Here is a 16934-nt window from a genome sequence, read left to right on the forward strand (position 1 = left end):
ACGATGCCGAGGACCTGCCCGGTGGCCAGGTCGACCAGCGTCGTCATCCACGGCTCGAACCGTTTCCAGGCGCCCTGATCGGTGCGGAACCAGCGCACCGACCGGTAGCGGTGCTCATCGACGCCCAGACGCGTCACTCGGCCGTCGTCGACGTCAGGCGGGACCACTGCGGCGGCGCTGAGGGCGGCCTGGACCAGCCACCACGAGACGCCGTGCGCCCGGGCGACCTCGGACGCCGCCCGGCCGGAGGTGATCACGGCCGAGACGACCTGATCGCGCAGCCTGGTGGTCGAGCGGGCGTATCGGGGGATCTGCTCGGTGGCCTCAGCGAACGTGCCCCGAGCACAGGCCGGCTCCAGGCAGAACCAGCGACGCTTGGCCACACCACCTCTACCGCGCCGGCGATGGGGACGTCCCGGACCTGCTGCATCCGGCAGGAGTGGACCTTCGTCGCGAGCACCCCGCAGGACGGACATCCCGGCGGGACGGTCGAGGCGATCACCACCCGCCTGTCCCCGTCGGGCAGGTCGATGGCGTCGATGACGCGGTAGTTGGGCAGGTTGAAGATCGTGCTCGCAGCATCCCGCTGCGAACCAGTATTCTCATGCACAGGCTCGTGGACCTCTGAAATGTGGATGTCTTGACAACACCCATCACAGCAGGACCACGAGCCGTTCTACGCCAACGACGCGACGCTCCCCATCACCACGAAGCGGGAAGAGCCGGTAAGAGGCGCTGAGGCAACTGTGATCGCGAGGGTGTTCGGAATCGGGACCTAGTCATTTGTGGTGCTGGCACGCCCAGGCGTCACAGAGAGATAGGGCTGGGGCCTTAGCGGTAGGGCCCGAGGGTCCCTCGCGCTTGACTACGGCGGTGGTGATATTTACGCGGCGTCTGTCCGACTGCACCAGGGACTTATGCACCACGGCCTTCCATTACGGGTTCGAGAGTGAACTTCGTCATGTCTTCATGATACCGGAAGGACGGCGCTTCAAGTACAAACGACCGTGATGTATCGACGCCCTGCGCACAAAGGTTCGTCCATCGCTTCTTCTCCTTCGGAGTAGGCTCTTTGACGCGGTACGCAAGGGTTACATGGAAGGAGTAGGCGTCGTGGTTAGGAGCACGAATGCCTGCCGTTGCGCTCACGGCGTCTCGATATGACCACAGTGCACGATATGATCGATGGTCGGCTGGCACAAGCTGGACCCGAAGGTCATCTCCAACCGTGATACCTACCGCTCGGACCCCGCAGGCTATAGGTGAATGCACGGACTCGACGGCTTGGCGCGCTAGGCTATCGGCATCGGCTAGCACAGCGTCGTCCGACAGAGCGCGAGGCCAGGTCGAACGTATATTGCCAATGACTAATCCAATCACCGTCATGTGCCAACTAGACGCCGGCAAGTAGACCAGTGCCCCATTGGTGGCAGCCTCAAATTGGCGACGAACGCACCAGAGTAACGACCCCAATTCTCCACCAGGATCGATCATCGAAAGAACTGTGTTCCCGCGGAAGTGGCGCGGCACGCCAGTGGAAGAGAATTTTGCCAGCGCCGCTTCGTCGGGAAACGCGTCGACTGAATCGATCACTTAAAGTCGTACAGGGACGAAAACCCCGTCATGTTGTCGAAGATATTGAATTCATGCCGACGCAGCACAAGCTCCTCAGGCAGCAATGCTAGAAATTCCTGCCTCCATTCCTCTAGTTCCGGTAGCTCTCTGTCGGTCGGCTCGTACAGCTTGTAACCGATGGTCGAGTGCCAGCGGTAGTCGTTGTCCTTGGGGGTCGGGAGCCCAAGGAGCTCGACTATCGCTAGCTCGAATTCAATGAGGCGAGCGCGATCCCGGTCATCGACTCGGAATCCCACGCCTATGCCCGAGGTCTTCGTCTGCTTTCCAATCTCGAACGGAGCCATACGTATTTCGCCGAGCTTCGGAAGCGACGCATCGGTGATTCGCGCTGCGAACTCGCGTGCCATTTCCGAAATACTGATGTTGGTCGGGACAATCGACGGCCATTTGTCATCACTTCGGTCCGAGTCTACCGGTCCGTTGGCGACAATTGTCACGTGGTATGTGTCAGGGGGAAGTAGAGCATAGAGAGAGCCGAGGGATCGATCGAGGATCCGCTGCCGGATGCCAATCATTGCGTCTTTGAAAGCGCCGTCATCTAGCGGGGAAACGAAAGTTAGCCCCGGGAAGTGGCGGACCGCCCCGTCTGGGTGCCACTTGGCCCCAGGGTAGTCATCCTGAGCAGTCTTGTTGAGCGCGCGTTTATTCAACGGCGGCATGATCGGCGGTACGCAACGATAATTTCCGACTTCGTCTTCAGCACGTGCCGGCATGGCACCGTATGCTAATGTGCCGACCGCGATGCCGGTCGCGGCAAAAAGGGAGCGGCGGCGGGTAATTTGTTCTTCAGTCATTTCACAGTCCTTTCTCGGATGTTTGGTCGATGGAAGTAGGTGCGCCTGAGTCGGGTAGCAGCCAGATATCTTCGGTGGATATCGTGGCGCGCGCCGAAGTGCCCTCGGGGTGGACAGCATGGGGGTTCTCGACTGAGGCGAGGATCGAGAGGGCGTTTGCAAGCCGGAGGGTGTACTCCGCGTGGGATCCGAAATAGACGGGTTCGCTGATGGTGGCGTCGAAACCCCAGCCGTCACGTTCGTCTCCCGCTGGCCCGAGTCCAACTGACTCGGGGCGGATGAGCGCCGTCGCACGCCCCTTCGTCAGTCCATGAGGATTAGCGACGCGGCAGCTGTGGCCGTTCAGGTCGATCTCCGCCTTATCGCCGTTAAGACCGAGAATATCCACGTCCACAAAGTTGGACTTGCCTAGAAAGTCGGCCACAAATCTCGTGGCCGGGCGACGGTACAGTTCCTCTGGGCTCCCGACCTGTTCGATTCGGCCGGCGTTCATGACGACGATGCGATCGGACATGGTCATCGCCTCGTCCTGGTCATGGGTGACGAAAATCGAGGTAATGCTGAGCCGCTTTTGGAGGTTCCTGATCTCTCCACGCATGATGCCGCGGAGCTTCGCATCGAGATTAGAGAGCGGTTCGTCGAATAGGAGGACCTTCGGCTCGATCACTACGGCGCGCGCTAGTGCAACTCGCTGCTGCTGTCCGCCGGAGAGCTGGTTTGGGAATCGATCCACGTAGTCGGTCAACCCCATGGTCTCGATCACGGCGGCGACACGGCGTTCGGTTTCCGCACGGGGGAGCTTCCGCAAGGACATGCCGAATCGTACGTTGTCTATGACTGACATGTGCGGGAAAAGGGCATAAGACTGGAACACCATGGCCATCGGTCGCTTGTTGGGTGCAAGGTTCTGGCAAGCGAGGCCGTCAAGCTCGATGGACCCCGAAGTGACAGTCTCGAACCCTGCGATCATCCGTAGAGTCGTTGTCTTGCCGCATCCTGAAGGGCCGAGTAACGTGAGAAGCTCGCCGCCACGGACGTCCAAGTCTAGGTGGTGTACGCCGACGTGGCCCCCCGGGTAAATCTTCTTTAAATTCGTAAGGCGAAGCGAGCCTTCATCATTGGGGTTAGAAACGTTCTGTTGTTGCGGCGGCTTGATGCTGGGGATCGATGAGGCGGTCATCAAGGCTCCTTCCTCTGGAGAGTTGTTCCCGACGGTGCATGTGATGCTGCCCGGGATCGGGGAGCGAATAGCCAGCTCGTCAGTAGATGAGCGATGCCCATCAGAGCGAGGACGACAACGATCAGAATAAAGACGTAGGCAAAGGCATTGCCGTAACGCCCAGTTGAAACCTCTTGCAAAGTGCGTGCCGTGACAACTTGAGTCTGCGGGGAGACAATAAATATGATGGCGGTCATCACGGTCATTGAACGGGTGATTGCATATGTGAGGCCGCCGACTACGGCGGGACGGATGAGCGGCAAGGACACCGATAGGAAAGTCTTCCCCCCACCCGCGCCGAGCGACGCTGCCGCCTCTTCGATGGAGGGACTTATCTGTCCGAGAGCGGCGATGGACGTCTGCTGACCGGAAGAGATTCCGCGTGCGATGTAAACGAGGACGATGGCGAGCGCCCCAGCCAGCGGTGCGGCAGAGCCAGCGAGCTGAGGAACAAGCTCTCGACCAAAGAGGTTTATGGGCGCTGAGTACGCGAGGGCCGCGCCAATGCCGAGAACTGTCCCGGGAACAGCGGTGCCCAGCATTCCAGTAAAGTCCAATGCTGTTGAAGCGGCCTTCGATCGCCATTTTCGGACCACTAGCCAAGCGATCACGACGCCCAATGTCGCGGCGATCGGAGCGGAGACAACGGCCATCATCACGGTGATGAGGAACGATCGCCAAGCCCCGCCGCGGAAGATTGCCGTGAAGTTATCGAGGGTGAAGCTGTTGTCGATGCCGAGTAACGTAGTGAAGGCTCCGACCACGATGATCCCGTAGATCACGATGGTTAACCCGAGAGCGGCGAACGACAGCGTCGCGACTGGGGCCGCGACGAGAGCGGATTCCCGCCCACGTGTTGCTGAGCCAGACTTGCCCGTTACCGTGACGACATTGTGCCTGGCCACCCAGTATTTCTGCACAGAGAAGGCGATGAGCGCTGGCGCCAGGAGGGCAACACTGTAGCCAGCCGCTACGGGGAGCGAAAATGACCCCGTCACAGAGTAGTAAATCTCGGTCGCGAGGACTCGGTAACTGCCTCCGAGCACGAGGGGGTTTGCCAGGTCAGCGATCGACTCGACAAACAAGAGGAGAAATGAGGAGAGAATCCCCGGAATGAGCAACGGAAGTGTGACCCTCCAGAGAACGCGGAACCGACCGGCGCCCAGGCTTGCCCCTGCCTCGATGAGCGATGGATCGAGAGACTGCATGAGCCCCTTGAGGTTCAGGTACGCCACGGGAGAGAAGGACAATGCCAACACGAGGACGAGGCCAGGAAAGCCATAAATGTTCAGTGCGAGCCCGAACCAGTCATTCACGAGGCCGCTGCGCCCGAAGAGAGCCAGGATAGCTGTGGCTAAGGCGAAAGGTGGCGATATAAGGGGCGTTAGGGCAATGACGTGAGCGACGCGCTTGCCTCGAACCGAGAGAAAGACCTGCACGTAAGCGTGGCAGAAGCCGATGACAGTGCCGATAGTTGCTGCGGTCAGGCCGAGCTTTACCGTATTCCCCAGGACTGTCAGTCCGCCCTTGCTGGTAACGAGCGAGGTGATCGCCTCCAGGCCCTCTGCGCTGACGGCGCGCAAGATGATCATGGCGATCGGCCGGACTACGACGAAGAGGAGGATAAGGACGACCGCGGCTGAGATGATCAGCGTCGGCGGGTCCCGTAGGAAACGTCCTCTTCGTCCGCCGCGTGCCCCCGACGACGGGGCCGGAGGAGCCAGGGTTGGAACCGGTATGTCAGCTCTGGACGTCATCGGTGTACCTGGAGAGGAGCCCTTCTTCCGCGTCAGCAGCCTCAGCCGCGTCCCATTCGACCTGGTTGACCTGTGACTGGTCGGGGACGCCTTCGCCGAGCTTGGCCCCCGGGTTCACGGGAGCGGCGTTGCTGTTGAAGTCTGGGTAGAGATCTTGTGCGTCGGTTGTGAGCACCCAGTCGTAGAATTGTTGAGCGAGAGCAGTGTTTTCAGTTCCCGAAAGTACGGAAACGGCCCCAACCTCGAAACCCGTTCCCTCGTCAGGGTAGATCGTCTCCAGGTCCGACATCCCGCTCTGTTTCGCCGTGGCGCAGTCGGAATCGAGGGCGATAGCGACATCGGCCTCACCTCGCCCGACCATAAGGGTGGCGTTGGCCGCGCTCTCCGAGTACTGAAGGATATTCTCATCCAAGTCCTTGAAGTAGCTCATGGTTGCGTTCTCGTCGCCGTCATTAAGGACCATCTGAGTCCAAATCGCCATATACCCAGTGCCCACGGAATGTGGATTTGGCAGAAGGACAGTATCCTTATACGATGGGTCAGTGAGATCGTCCCAGGAAGACGGCGTTTCGAGGCCAGAGTCGGCTAGACCTGTTGTGTTCACGCAGAAAGCCAGGGAGTCGGTATAAAACCCAGCCCACGCGCCCTCAGAGTCGACATATTCGGAATCGAGGTCCTCTGCTTCGGGGGACGCGTACGGCTCAATGAAACCGAGCTCCTCCGCCACGAGGTGCTTCTCGCTCTGGCCGCCTGCCCACACGTCGAACTCCGGGCCCGAGCCCTGGTTCGACTGGAGACGGGCGATGACCTCCCCGGAGCCTAGGCCAAGGTAGGTGGCAGGAACGCCGGTGGCTTCCGTAAAGGCAGAGACCATTCCCTCACAGAAGTCCTCCGTCTGACTGCAGGCGACGCTCAGCGTCTCGGTGCCCCCGGTGCTGGCGGGGTTACAGCCAGCAAGGGCTGCGATCACCGCGAGCGAGGCTAGACCTGCCGGTACTCGATTTGTGCCAGGCATCCGAATTCCCTCCATTGGGATCTCGCTGGTGTGTAACGTTAGCTTTCCGACCGGGAGCGTTCCCGGACGAAGCAATGTTACGAGACGGTTGCAGCTAACGCAAGCCTTCGAGGCGCCTGAAGTGGCCCCTTGCAGTTGAGCGCGGTCGGCCAAGCCCAGGGTCGTGGCGTGACGACTTGATGATCACCGACGAGGGTGTCGACCCGTCATACGGCCACGACGTAGGGCGTGTCTCCTAAGTTTGGGCGGAGTGATGCGGGAAGCTGGCGGGATGAGTCGTCAGAGCGTGTTGTCCGATGCCCAGTGGGACGTGATCGACCCCCTACTGCCTGGACAGAAGCCCTGGTCAGAGCGTCCGCGTTGGGATCATCGGCAGATCGTCGAGGCATCATCTACCGGTACCGGTGCGGGATCGCCTGGCGCGATCTGCCCGCCGAGTTCGGTCCCTGGCAGACCGTCTGGAAGCGCCACCGCGCCTGGGCCAGCGACGGCACCTGGGACCGGGTCCTGGACGCTCTGCTGGTCCCTGGTCCGCGCGGATGCGGACGGCAAGCTCGGCTGGTCGGTGGCGGTCGACTCCACCATCTGTCGTGCCCACCAGCACGGCACGAACCTGCCCCGCGCCACAGGGGGAACTGCCGAATCACACGAATCTGGCCGTCGAGCCGGCTGACCACGCGTTGGGCCGCTCCCGCGGTGGCCTCTCCATGAAGGTCCATCAGCACGTCGACGGCCACGGACTGCCGCTGGTGATCCTCTGCGGACCTGGCCAGGCCGGTGATTCCCCGATGCTGAACCCCCCTGCTCACCGCCCTGTCCGTGGCCCGCGACGGACCTGGCCGGCCGCGCACCCGCCCGGACATGCTGCTTGGCGACAAGGCCTACTCCTCTCGCGCGATCCGGGCCGAGCTGCGACGACGCGACATCAAGGCCGTGATCCCGGAGCGCAGCGATCAGCAGCGCCACCGCCGCAACCGCGGCTCACGCGGCGGACGCACCGTCGGGCTGGACGAGGATGCATACAGCGGCCGCAACGTCGTCGAGCGCGGCTTCAGCGACGTCAAGCAATGGCGCGGTCTGGCCACCCGCTACGACAAGCTCGCCCTGACCTACCGCACCGGAGTCGTCCTCCGCGCCGTCACACAGTGGCTCAAACACCTAATTTAGAGACAGGCCCTAGACGGGAGCGACCCCGGGGCCGCTGTCGGGCCGGTTCCCTGGATCCTGATTCACAAGTGCTGGGCAGCGCCTTGGGGGAGTGGCTCCGGCAGCCGCTGCCGGTCTTCATCACCGGGCGCGTGCGGTGGTCCGCACCGACGTGGAGGTCGCATCGGTGTTCAGCGCGACGTCCTGCTCCTGAGTGCCGGCAAATCGCCGGCCCGCCCACGTCAAGGCGGCGGGAATCCACAGGACCGCCTACACGGTCACGCTCCTGATGGTTGCGACGGTCGACAGTCGCGGTTGCCTTTGTCGCGCATCGACGCGACATCGACCTCGGATACCCCATAACCGGGCGTGCAGGGAGGAGCATGTGCACGTTTGGGGTATACCCAAAAGCGACAGTTGCCGGCGAGGCGTCGCCCCTGTTCCACAGGGTCGAAAAACCGGTTTTGACACATGTCTCGGCTAGGATCTAAGACATGAATGGAACACATCGTGCTCCGGGGCAGCGCGTTGCGTACCTCCGAGTGTCATCGGCCGGCCAGAACCTCGCCCGGCAGCTCGAGGCAGTGGGGGAGTGCGACCAAACCTTCACCGAAAAGCAGTCCGGAAAGAGCGCGACCGACCGTCCGCAGCTACAGGCGCTGATCCGGCACGTCCGCCACGGCGACCATGTCGTCGTTGCCTCCATGGATCGTCTCGCCCGTTCGGTCATCGACCTCAACGACATCGTTCAGCAGATCACCGGCGACCCCGCCGAACACGCCGAGCAGCAGCCCAGGAAGGGCGCGAGCATCGAGTTCCTCAAGGAGCGATTGACCTTCGCGCCGGGTGACGCGGACCCGATGGCCTCGTTCCAGCTGAACATGATGGGCGCCTTCGCGCAGTTCGAGCGCGAGCTCATTCGTCAGCGTCAGACTGAGGGCATCGCCGCCGCCAAGAAGCGCGGCGTCTACAAGGGCCGGCCCCGCACACTAGAGAGCGAACAGATCCGGTCCGTCCGCAACGCGGCTCTCGCCGGCACGCCCAAAGTTCAAATCGCCCGTGAGCACGGGATCAGTCGATCGACGCTGTACCGATACCTGGAACAGCCAGAGCTGCCGCTATAGAGGCAACTCCGATGAGACGTGTTCAGACTATGGCTGCACCAATGCTGGCCAAGCTCTGGATGACTGCACCTCCGGCTGCGCTCCCCGCGGCGCCAGCAGCGGCCATGGTTGCTTTCGTAATGAGCTGGTGCAGAACTCCCGTCTCGGCCTTCTCGGCAGCCGCAGCTTCGAGCTCATCGACCGCTGCCGAGACCTCGGCGCGCACATGCTCATCGAGGTCCTCCCGCGCGAGGACTTCGCGGGTGGCTGCGATGCCCTCGCCAATGCGCTCGACCTGAGCGTTGGTAATCGTGATGTTCTGGACGGTGTGGTCACCCGTCTGGACGGCCCCGCCGTCATTGTTGAAGGTTTGGGCCTGGATGCCGACCCGCTGATCGAAGGACGTCGTCTGCCCGCCATCGAACAGGCCGCTTGTAAGCAGGACGTCCGGGCGCATGAGGGCCATCCTGCCGCGCGAGGTGATCTCCACCCGCACATGCGAAGCCTGTAGCGCGTTGAGCGACTCGGTGTATTTCGATTCTTCGAGGATATCGAGCGCTTGCTCCCGCTCATCGAGTGCGACGTGAGCGCGTCCGCCTTCGTGGAGATCCCAGCTCATCCAATCGTCGCGGGTGGCTTGGGACTGCCGCACGTTTAGGTGACAGCATGACCTGCCCTACGGTTAGGTTTCCACTCTTGGTCGCTAGCTTCCGATGGTGGTGAGTGCCCGCGGGGTGCGGGCGAGGTCGTAGTCGTGGGGTGTCGCGTACTCGAGGGAGGAGTGCCGGCGACGACGGTTGTAGAACACCTCGATGTACTCGAAGATCGCGTTCGCGAGCTCGATGCGCGTCTTCCACTTCTTCCGGTTCAGCAGCTCGATCTGCATCGTCGACCAGAACGACTCCATCATCGCATTGTCGAGGCCATCGCCGACGGTCCCGAACGACGGCAGCAGTCCCGCTGAACGGATCTTCTGAGTGAAGACCCAGGAGGTGAACTGGACTCCGTGATCCGCATGAACGATCCCTCCGGTCCCTGGCTGACGTGCACGGATTGCCATGTCCAGAGCGTTCACGACCAGGGTGGAGTCCTGTTTGGAGTCGATAGCCCAGCCGATGATCTTGCGGCTGCAAGCATCCAGCACGGCGGCGCAGTAGATCTTGCCCTCCCGGGTGGGATGCTCGGTGATGTCCGTGACCCACAGCTCGTTCAGCGCGAGACGGTGGAACTTGCGGTTGACCAGGTCGTCCGCTGTGGCGACCCCCTTGAGTCGCTTGATTCTGGCTGGGCCTGGAAGGCCACCGATTCCGGCGCGAGTCATGAGGACGGAGATGAGCCGGCTGGAACACGGAATGTTCATTCCGATGGTGAGCTCGGCGTGGATGCGGCGGTAGCCGTAGGTGCCGCGGGAGGCGACGTGGATCTCCCGGATCAGGCCGGTCAGCCAGCGGCGGCGCAGCTCAGTGGCACTGGTCGGGCGCTTTCGGTACCGGTAGTAGCCCTGACGGGAGACGCCCAGTAGGCGGCAGCAGGTGCTTGTGGGTGCCCCGGCGTCGACGAGTCGGTCGATCACCGGGTGCGCCCTTTTGGGGCAACTCCTCCCTCCTCGTCGAGCCACGTCGCGGCCCGGCGGAGGATCGCGATCTCCTGCTCGAGCTGGCGGACACGGCCGCGCGCCGCGCGGAGCTCGGCAGATTCCTGACTGCTTAGTCCCAGCCGGCGGCCGTGGTCGATATCGTCCTGTCGCAGCCAGTTGTGGAGGGTGACCTCGTGGATGCCCAGGTCCAGTGCGGTCTGCTTGACCTGGCGGCCCTCGCGGACCAGAGCGATGGCACGGGCACGGAACTCGGGAGGGTACGGGCGTGGCATGCGAAGAGCCTTCCATGAAGACCATCGACTAGCGACGTCAACTGGAAACCGAGCCATAGGTCAGGTCAGCAGTGGTGTCAGGCCGCGAGGCTCACGGCCGGGTTCATGATGGTCTCGAATTCGATGGGGGTCAATCGGCCCAGACGGGCCTGCCGGCGACGACTGTGATGTGTGCGTTCGATCCAGGTGACGATTGCGATGCGCAGCTCCTCTCGGGTCCGCCAACGCTTGCGGTCCAGGACGTTCTTCTGCAGCAACGAGAAGAAGGACTCCATCGCGGCGTTGTCGCCGGCAGCGCCGACTTGGCCCATCGATCCAATGAGGTGATGCCGGTACAGGGCGTGCACGAATTTTCGGGACCTGAACTGAGATCCGCGGTCCGAGTGCACGATGCAACCGGCAGCGTCGCGACGCCTGGATATCGCGTTGTCCAGGGCGTTCACTGCGAGACGCGCCTTCATCCGGTCGCTGATCGAGTAGCCCACGATGCGACCGGAGAACACGTCCTTGATCGCGCAGAGGTAGAGCTTGCCCTCGTCAGTCCAGTGCTCGGTGATGTCGGTCAGCCACAGTTCGTTGACTTCATCGGCGGCTTCGTCGACCAGGAGCCGGCAGCCGAACTCGGGGTCATCGCGGTGAGCGTCCAACAGGGCGTTTGCTCGGTAGGCCTCGACCATCTCGGCGTTGGTGACCTGCTGTTTCCGCCAGCGGTAGTAGGGCTGGCGGGAGAGCTTCAGGACCCGCAGGGACACCGAGACGGGAACGTTGTCAGCGGCGAGCTCGCTCACGAGCGGGTAGAACCTTTTCCCGGCAGGTTCGCCTGGGACAGGTAGGCGGCTGCGCGGCGGAGGACCTCGTTCTCCTGCTCCAGCAGCCGGTTCCGGCGGCGGAGCTCGCGCAGTTCCGTGGAGTCCTCGCGGGTCTTTCCGGGGCGGTTGCCGTCGTCGATGTCTGCTTGGCGGATCCATTTATGGAGCGTCATCTCGTGGACGCCGAAGTCCTTCGCGATCTGCGCGAGCGTGACGCCATCCTCACGGGACCGGGCCACACGCACGACATCTTCGCGGAACTCCTGGGGATAGGGAGCGGGCATGGTGCACATCCTTCCAGGCCGCCCAAAGGGCAAGCCAGATCAGATGTCACCTATCCGCGCGGCAGCCCCCTTCCCCGCCGCCTACCCCGTCACTGTCGAAGATATGCAGACCGGCGACCTCATCTACGAAGCCTGGGGACGCACCGGCGGCGTAGGAAGCTCCACCGGTATTAGCCACGTGACCATGCACATCGGCAACGATCAGGTGATCGAAGCCGCCCGATCCGCCATGGACGTCTGCATCTCCCTTATCCGCTTCCACGACCCCGCCTTCGTCGGCATCCGCCGCATCCCCGCCGGGGACTGGCTAAACTTCGGTGCGGTCGTTGGCACGTACAGCCTCCGAGGCACCAGGGCGAGGGTGGCCAGGCGAAGTGGACCTGCGGCGGGACCATCCGAAGAAATTCATCACTATCACAAGGCCACCATCCAGGGGAGGGCTAACCATGATCCGAGAGTGTTCTAGGCGGCTCGTCAGAATGGCTATTATTGGCGCCTCTCTCGGGGCTCTAGTTTCCTGCTCTTCGTTGGACTCAACGCAGTCAGAAGGCGATACTTCTTTTATTGAATCAAACTGGGGCATAGAGGCTCCCGAGAGTTCCGAAACTGTAGAATACTACAGCACAGACTCGGACTTCCAGGGCGGACGAGGAGACGTCTACGTAATATCCATGGAGGAGTCTGATCGATCCGGATACTGGAATGATTCAGAATACACCCTGGATTCTTCCGAGGTGGCGCGCGGAGAAACTTCTCCACAATCGATTTCCGAGAGTTCTGGAGCGGAACTTGACGAGGTGTTTTTCGAGTCACTCAAGTGCCGCGAGGCTGAAGAGCGCGATCAGAACTATATAGTCTCCTGCTTTAATCTCGCGGATGGCAACTTCTACGTATTCGAAGAGATCTTCTGACGCAGAATAGGTGGGCCCAAAGTCGGGCCCACCTCTTCTGGTGATCACACGGCGATCTTCAGTGTGTACTTCTTCACGACTCCCTTCTTCTGTGCAAGGGCCATCGTCGCTACGGCCTTCCCTGAATTCCCTGGTACTTCTCGGTCGCGAAGTCGTACACGTCCGTCACCGTGAACTTGGGGTTCTTCACCCCAGTCTTCGAGAAGTTGAACTTGTGGATGGCATAGTAAAGATCCGCCGGATACGAACCGCCACTTGTCTTCTTGAACGCCGAAGAGCCAGCCAGCGGCGCGCCCTTCTTGATCTTAGAGATCACCGGACTATTGCTAGCGCGAGTTCCGAACTTTGGAAAGTAGATGCCCCCATTTTTCTTGGTCGAGCGAATCAGGAGCTCAGCTGCCAGCTTAAAGTTGAGGGCGGTGAAGGAGGCCGCGATCGAGGCCACGGCGGCCCGAAGGAGATCTTCCTCAGAAACCTTCCCACCTCGAGCCTGAACGCCCGCAATGAACGTTCCCCGGTCTCCTCCTCAAGGAGCGCTAGCTGCTCGCTCACAGAGGTCCCCTGGGCCGCCAGATCGCTGTCGACCTCCGCGATCAAGTCCCGAGCTTCCTGCAATTCACTCTCGCTGACCTCGTCTCCCTCGCCCTCTGTAAAAGCCGCCGGCGCAGCGCCGAAAACTACCAGGCCCGCAAGAGCGGCCAACGCGGTACGCCTCTGGACATGCTTCATATCAAACCCCTTTATTCGTGTGCTACCTCGCAAGGGCGCGAAGTTCCGTCACACTATCTAGTGGCGCCGACAGGCGGGCGGTCTTCGCAAAAGCTGCCTCCTCAAGCGATTGACCGTGGTCAGGGGGTAGCTGCGTAGAGCCCTCAAACCATCCCCACCGCAGCCCCCCTCGAGCAATGCATTGCCAAATGCACTAAAGCAGGCACAGAAGCGCCTGCCCCTGCCGCCGGCCACCCATCGTGGTATAATGCCCCGCGAGGGGCTGGCTTCAGCGGAGCCCCTCTGGCAACGTTGCCATCGAGTGATGGCCCACACCAAGGGGGATAGATGCATTTTGTAGTGCCACAGCTCAGTGAAGTCCTGTTTGGCGCAGGATGGCTCGCACTGATCGGCGCCATCGGCTTCGCGCTATTCAAGGGGTTCCGACGTGGACGCGGCAAGACGGGTGGGGCAAACAAGTGAAAACTAATCGTCGCGCAGGCTCGCTGACCGCCCTGCTTATTGCGTTCATTATCGGGATCGGTTTCCCAGCGACCGCGACAGCTGAAACGCCAGAGCAGGATGGTCTCGCAGCGTACTCGGACACTGAGCTCACCGAGCTCTTTGGCGATGCCGGTGTATCAGGAAACGACATCGCAGGCCTTATCGCGAAGATTCGATCCGGGGAGGTCCCGGACTCAATGCAGCCCGACAGCACGCCGACTGAGGAGTCCACTGAGGAAGTAAAGGGCAGCTACGTTACCGTCTACCGCTACGCAGACGGGTCTGCCACAACCGTCACCTCGACCTCAGGGGACCAGGCGGACGACCCCAAGCCCGGTACGATCACGACCCAGGCAATCGCCGTCAAGGGAGTTGGATGCTCCTCGAAGAAGACCTCTGGCTCAACGACCACCTACACCGGGTGCAATGTTCAAGCTGCCTACCTGATTGGTACCGCCAAGTTCAAGTTTGACGGCAAGCGCTCTGGTGGGAAGTTCACGATCACGCGCGTTTATGGCGGTGGGTGCAACTACTTAACAAAGTGCGGTAGCCCCAAGATCGTTCGCAAGACGTCGTCTTCTTCGCAGCATGCACAGGCCGAGATGGCAGTGCACGGCAGCCCCATTAAGGGTGTCGGCTGGACGCAGCACCTGCTCGTCCGGGTTACCAACAAGGGCGTCATGACCGCTTACGGCGACTACAAGTACATCAAGTAGTGCCCCTTCTTATCCGTGAAGTGAGCTAGTTCACTTCACCTTCCCCAGTAGCGTAAGGCCTCACCGATTGTTTCAATCGGTGAGGCCTTACGCTACTCAGCGCGAAGATTCGAATTATTCGTAAGGACCTCTGTCCAGCACGGCGAATCTCAGGACCGCCACATCCGCACCCTCGCCACGTGGCAGTCGCAGGGCTTATCGCATTTGAAGGTGCAGCGGGGGTCTGCTTCCTCCTTGTCGGCTACACGTTTGACGGCTCATAGCCTCGATGTTTCATTGGGTTAGCTGGCTGGGCCTTCGGTATCGCCATAACCCCACCCAACTAATACGCATAATAGAAGTTATGCGTGCTAGGGCGTGTCTCCTAAGCTTGTGGGGGTCGAGGGCGTGATGGTGGATGAATGAGTCGCCGACGTGTGTTGTCCGAGGCCCAGTGGGAGGCCATCGAGCCCCTTCTGCCGGCTCAACGCCCCTGGTCAGGTAGGCCGAGGCGGGATCATCGTCAGGTGGTCGAGGGAATCATCTACCGATACCGGTGCGGGATCGCCTGGCGCGACCTCCCCTCCGACTTCGGGCCCTGGCAGACGGTGTGGAAACGCCACCGCGCTTGGTCCGCAGACGGCACCTGGGACCGCATCCTTGACGCGCTCCTGGTCCGTGCCGACGCGAACGGGAAGTTGGACTGGTCGGTTGCCGTCGACTCCACGATCTGCCGCGCTCACCAGCACGGCACTAATCTCGAGCGCACCACAGGGGGCATTGTGGAAACACAAGAATCTTCGCGTCGAGCCGCCTGACCACGCGCTGGGGCGCTCCCGCGGCGGACTCTCGACCAAGATCCATCAGCTCGTCGACGGCCACGGCCTGCCCCTGGTAGTCCTGTGCGGGCCCGGGCAGAACGGTGACTCACCGATGCTGGCTCCTCTGCTCGATGGCCTCTCCGTCGCCCGCCAGGGGCCTGGCCGGCCACGCACAAGACCGGACATGCTGCGCGGTGATAAGGCCTACTCCTCTCGGGCCACCCGCGAGACCCTCCGCCGTCGCGGGATCAAGGCCGTCATCCCCGAGCCCCGCGACCAGCAGCAGCATCGCAGCAACCGCGGGTCCCGCGGAGGCCGACCCGTCGGGCTGGACACCGAGGCGTACCGGGGTCGCAACGTCATCGAACGCGGCTATAGCGACGTGAAGCAATGACGGGGCTTGGCCACCCGCTACGACAAGCTCGCCCTGACCTACCGCGCCGGAACCGTTCTCCGCGCCATCATTCAATGGCTCAACCACCTGCTTTAGAGGTGTGCTCAGACCAGGGGCTTCTTGTAAAAGACTGCCGCGTCCTCGTAGCCGAGCCTGAGATAGAACGGTCCTGCTCGTCGACTCGCAAGCGCCAAGTAAGAGGCACCGCGCTCGGCCGCCCAGTTCTCGGCGTGTTCCATCAGCTCCCGCCCGACGCCAAATCGGCGATGACTCTTGGCGACCATCACTTCCTCGACCCAGGCGACAGGTCCGTTGGCAACGAAGGTCAGACGGCTGTTGGCCAATACGTACCCCACGATCTGGTGCCCCGTCACCTCGGCGACCGCGACGAGCGTGTCGGCGGTTTCGCTGAGCGTTCGCCAGGTCGTCTCGAACTCGCGGCGTTCTGGAGCGAACGAGGGTCCGAAGTCGTGGACCAAGGGCCACACCTGATCTGCGTCTCCCAATCGTGCGGGGCGGATGAGCACTCGCTGGTTCTCTAGCACACGCACAGTCTCCCCGATCGCACAACTGCGCTGGAAGACTTTAGCGACACGCCCTAGTCGTGTGCCTGCGGCGAATGGTAAGACCGCAGGATGTAGTCCTCTAGCTCAGCGTTCTCGATGCGCCACTGTCCCCGCCCTCCGACTCGGATCGCACGGAGCTCGCCGGACCGAACGAGGGCGTATGCCTGCGCGGCGCTGATGGAGAGGACCTGACGTACGTCTTCGAGAGTGATGAACCGGCGCTCCAGGACCCGGGCTTGACTAGACATCATCTGACCTTTCTTCAATGAGCGGGCTCTTTTACGTGACCAGGCTGGTTTACGCGACCAAGCTGATTCCGTTGATGACTGACCGCGCTTGGGCGGTGTCGAGGCCGACGTAGATGGCTGTGGTCTCAGGTTTCGAGTGGCCCATGAGCGTCTGAACTAGGAGGAGATCTCGGGAGCTCCGGTATGCCTCGGTTGCGAAGCGGTGGCGCAAGGTATGTGCACTCCAGTGGCCTGAGAGTGCCTCGTTGACGAGTTCGCCAACCCGTATCGGTTGGAGGTGTGCATCGGCATAGCGCCCCATTGACGGGAAGAGCCAGGGGAGTTCAGGAGAGACATCGTTGAACTGTCGTGCGACGGCGTCGGCTGCGGCCGGAGTTAACCTCGGGATTTCATGGGGGTGTGGTCCCGACCGGCGGACGGCTTAGAGAAAGGTGCTCCTGACCTGGAATAATACGG

At 61.9% G+C, this 16934-nt stretch carries 15 protein-coding genes and 4 pseudogenes; 6 read left to right on the forward strand and 13 right to left on the reverse strand.

What is annotated here, in order from left to right; genetic code table 11:
* From ABD093_RS19705 to ABD093_RS05735, 6 genes and pseudogenes are all read right to left on the reverse strand, one after another.
* Window positions 1-610: pseudogene (locus ABD093_RS19705) on the reverse strand (transposase family protein); the annotation flags it as partial.
* Window positions 611-915: 305 nt separating this feature from the next.
* Window positions 916-1593, reverse strand: a complete 678-nt coding sequence (locus ABD093_RS19710) for a DUF1868 domain-containing protein (protein ID WP_377802443.1) — start codon at window positions 1591-1593, stop codon at window positions 916-918.
* Window positions 1590-2429, reverse strand: coding sequence for a DUF1868 domain-containing protein (locus ABD093_RS05720; RefSeq protein WP_343923064.1), 840 nt, complete (start codon window positions 2427-2429; stop codon window positions 1590-1592). Before ABD093_RS05720 ends, ABD093_RS19710 begins: the two co-directional genes overlap by 4 nt.
* Window position 2430: 1 nt before the next feature.
* Window positions 2431-3609, reverse strand: a complete 1179-nt coding sequence (locus tag ABD093_RS05725; RefSeq protein WP_343923066.1) for an ABC transporter ATP-binding protein — start codon at window positions 3607-3609, stop codon at window positions 2431-2433.
* The gene (locus tag ABD093_RS05730; protein ID WP_343923068.1) at window positions 3609-5405 is read right to left on the reverse strand and encodes an ABC transporter permease; all 1797 of its coding nucleotides are present in this window, start codon (window positions 5403-5405) and stop codon (window positions 3609-3611) included. The genes ABD093_RS05725 and ABD093_RS05730 overlap by 1 nt, the downstream gene beginning before the upstream one ends.
* Complete coding sequence (locus tag ABD093_RS05735; RefSeq protein WP_343923070.1) at window positions 5389-6375, reverse strand: extracellular solute-binding protein; 987 nt, start codon at window positions 6373-6375, stop codon at window positions 5389-5391. The genes ABD093_RS05730 and ABD093_RS05735 overlap by 17 nt, the downstream gene beginning before the upstream one ends.
* A 316-nt stretch (window positions 6376-6691) precedes the next feature.
* On the opposite strand from ABD093_RS05735, the pseudogene ABD093_RS05740 reads away from it, so the two are divergent.
* Together ABD093_RS05740 and ABD093_RS05745 are read left to right on the forward strand one after the other, a co-directional pair.
* Window positions 6692-7587: pseudogene (locus ABD093_RS05740) on the forward strand (IS5 family transposase).
* A gap of 473 nt (window positions 7588-8060) precedes the next feature.
* Window positions 8061-8690 (forward strand): recombinase family protein, encoded by a 630-nt coding sequence (locus tag ABD093_RS05745; protein WP_343923072.1) that lies wholly within the window; start codon window positions 8061-8063, stop codon window positions 8688-8690.
* 22 nt (window positions 8691-8712) lie between these two features.
* Here ABD093_RS05745 and ABD093_RS05750 read toward each other — a convergent pair whose 3' ends face one another.
* The 3 genes and pseudogenes from ABD093_RS05750 to ABD093_RS05760 form a co-directional block, all read right to left on the reverse strand.
* Window positions 8713-9288, reverse strand: coding sequence for a hypothetical protein (locus ABD093_RS05750; protein WP_343923074.1), 576 nt, complete (start codon window positions 9286-9288; stop codon window positions 8713-8715).
* Window positions 9289-9372: 84 nt separating this feature from the next.
* Window positions 9373-10538, reverse strand: a protein-coding gene (locus ABD093_RS05755) for an IS3-like element ISAar24 family transposase (RefSeq protein ID WP_343923076.1) whose coding sequence is annotated in 2 segments (ribosomal slippage) — window positions 9373-10262 and window positions 10262-10538 — 1167 coding nt in all. Because the reading frame shifts where the segments join, the coding sequence is not laid out codon by codon here.
* Window positions 10539-10615: 77 nt separating this feature from the next.
* Window positions 10616-11631: pseudogene (locus ABD093_RS05760) on the reverse strand (IS3 family transposase).
* Between ABD093_RS05760 and ABD093_RS05765 the strand changes: the two are divergent.
* Together ABD093_RS05765 and ABD093_RS05770 are read left to right on the forward strand one after the other, a co-directional pair.
* Entirely contained in the window at window positions 11630-12097 is a 468-nt protein-coding gene (locus ABD093_RS05765) for an NlpC/P60 family protein (RefSeq protein ID WP_343923078.1), read from the forward strand. The pseudogene ABD093_RS05760 and the gene ABD093_RS05765 overlap by 2 nt on opposite strands.
* A 13-nt stretch (window positions 12098-12110) precedes the next feature.
* A complete protein-coding gene (locus tag ABD093_RS05770) occupies window positions 12111-12542 on the forward strand; it encodes a hypothetical protein (protein ID WP_343923080.1) in 432 nt (143 codons plus the stop codon).
* Window positions 12543-12651: 109 nt separating this feature from the next.
* On the opposite strand, the gene ABD093_RS05775 is transcribed toward ABD093_RS05770, so the two are convergent.
* Window positions 12652-12858: a hypothetical protein gene (locus ABD093_RS05775; protein WP_343923082.1), complete on the reverse strand. Its 207-nt coding sequence runs from the start codon at window positions 12856-12858 to the stop codon at window positions 12652-12654.
* An 871-nt stretch (window positions 12859-13729) separates the two neighbouring features.
* Between ABD093_RS05775 and ABD093_RS05780 the strand changes: the two genes are divergently transcribed.
* Window positions 13730-14470 (forward strand): hypothetical protein, encoded by a 741-nt coding sequence (locus ABD093_RS05780; RefSeq protein WP_343923084.1) that lies wholly within the window; start codon window positions 13730-13732, stop codon window positions 14468-14470.
* Between the two features lie 401 nt (window positions 14471-14871).
* Window positions 14872-15760: pseudogene (locus ABD093_RS05785) on the forward strand (IS5 family transposase).
* 8 nt (window positions 15761-15768) lie between these two features.
* Here the strand turns inward: ABD093_RS05785 and ABD093_RS05790 are convergent.
* The 3 genes from ABD093_RS05790 to ABD093_RS19715 are packed head-to-tail and all read right to left on the reverse strand — an operon-like array spanning window position 15769 to window position 16779.
* On the reverse strand, window positions 15769-16215 hold the full coding sequence (locus ABD093_RS05790) for a GNAT family N-acetyltransferase (RefSeq protein ID WP_330884050.1): 447 nt from the start codon (window positions 16213-16215) through the stop codon (window positions 15769-15771).
* 47 nt (window positions 16216-16262) lie between these two features.
* Window positions 16263-16481, reverse strand: coding sequence for a helix-turn-helix domain-containing protein (locus ABD093_RS05795; protein ID WP_343923087.1), 219 nt, complete (start codon window positions 16479-16481; stop codon window positions 16263-16265).
* Between the two features lie 46 nt (window positions 16482-16527).
* A complete protein-coding gene (locus ABD093_RS19715) occupies window positions 16528-16779 on the reverse strand; it encodes a tyrosine-type recombinase/integrase (protein WP_377802445.1) in 252 nt (83 codons plus the stop codon).
* Window positions 16780-16934 lie beyond the last annotated feature (155 nt).

The organism is Brachybacterium tyrofermentans (genome assembly GCF_039526165.1).
Lineage (GTDB): Bacteria > Actinomycetota > Actinomycetes > Actinomycetales > Dermabacteraceae > Brachybacterium > Brachybacterium tyrofermentans.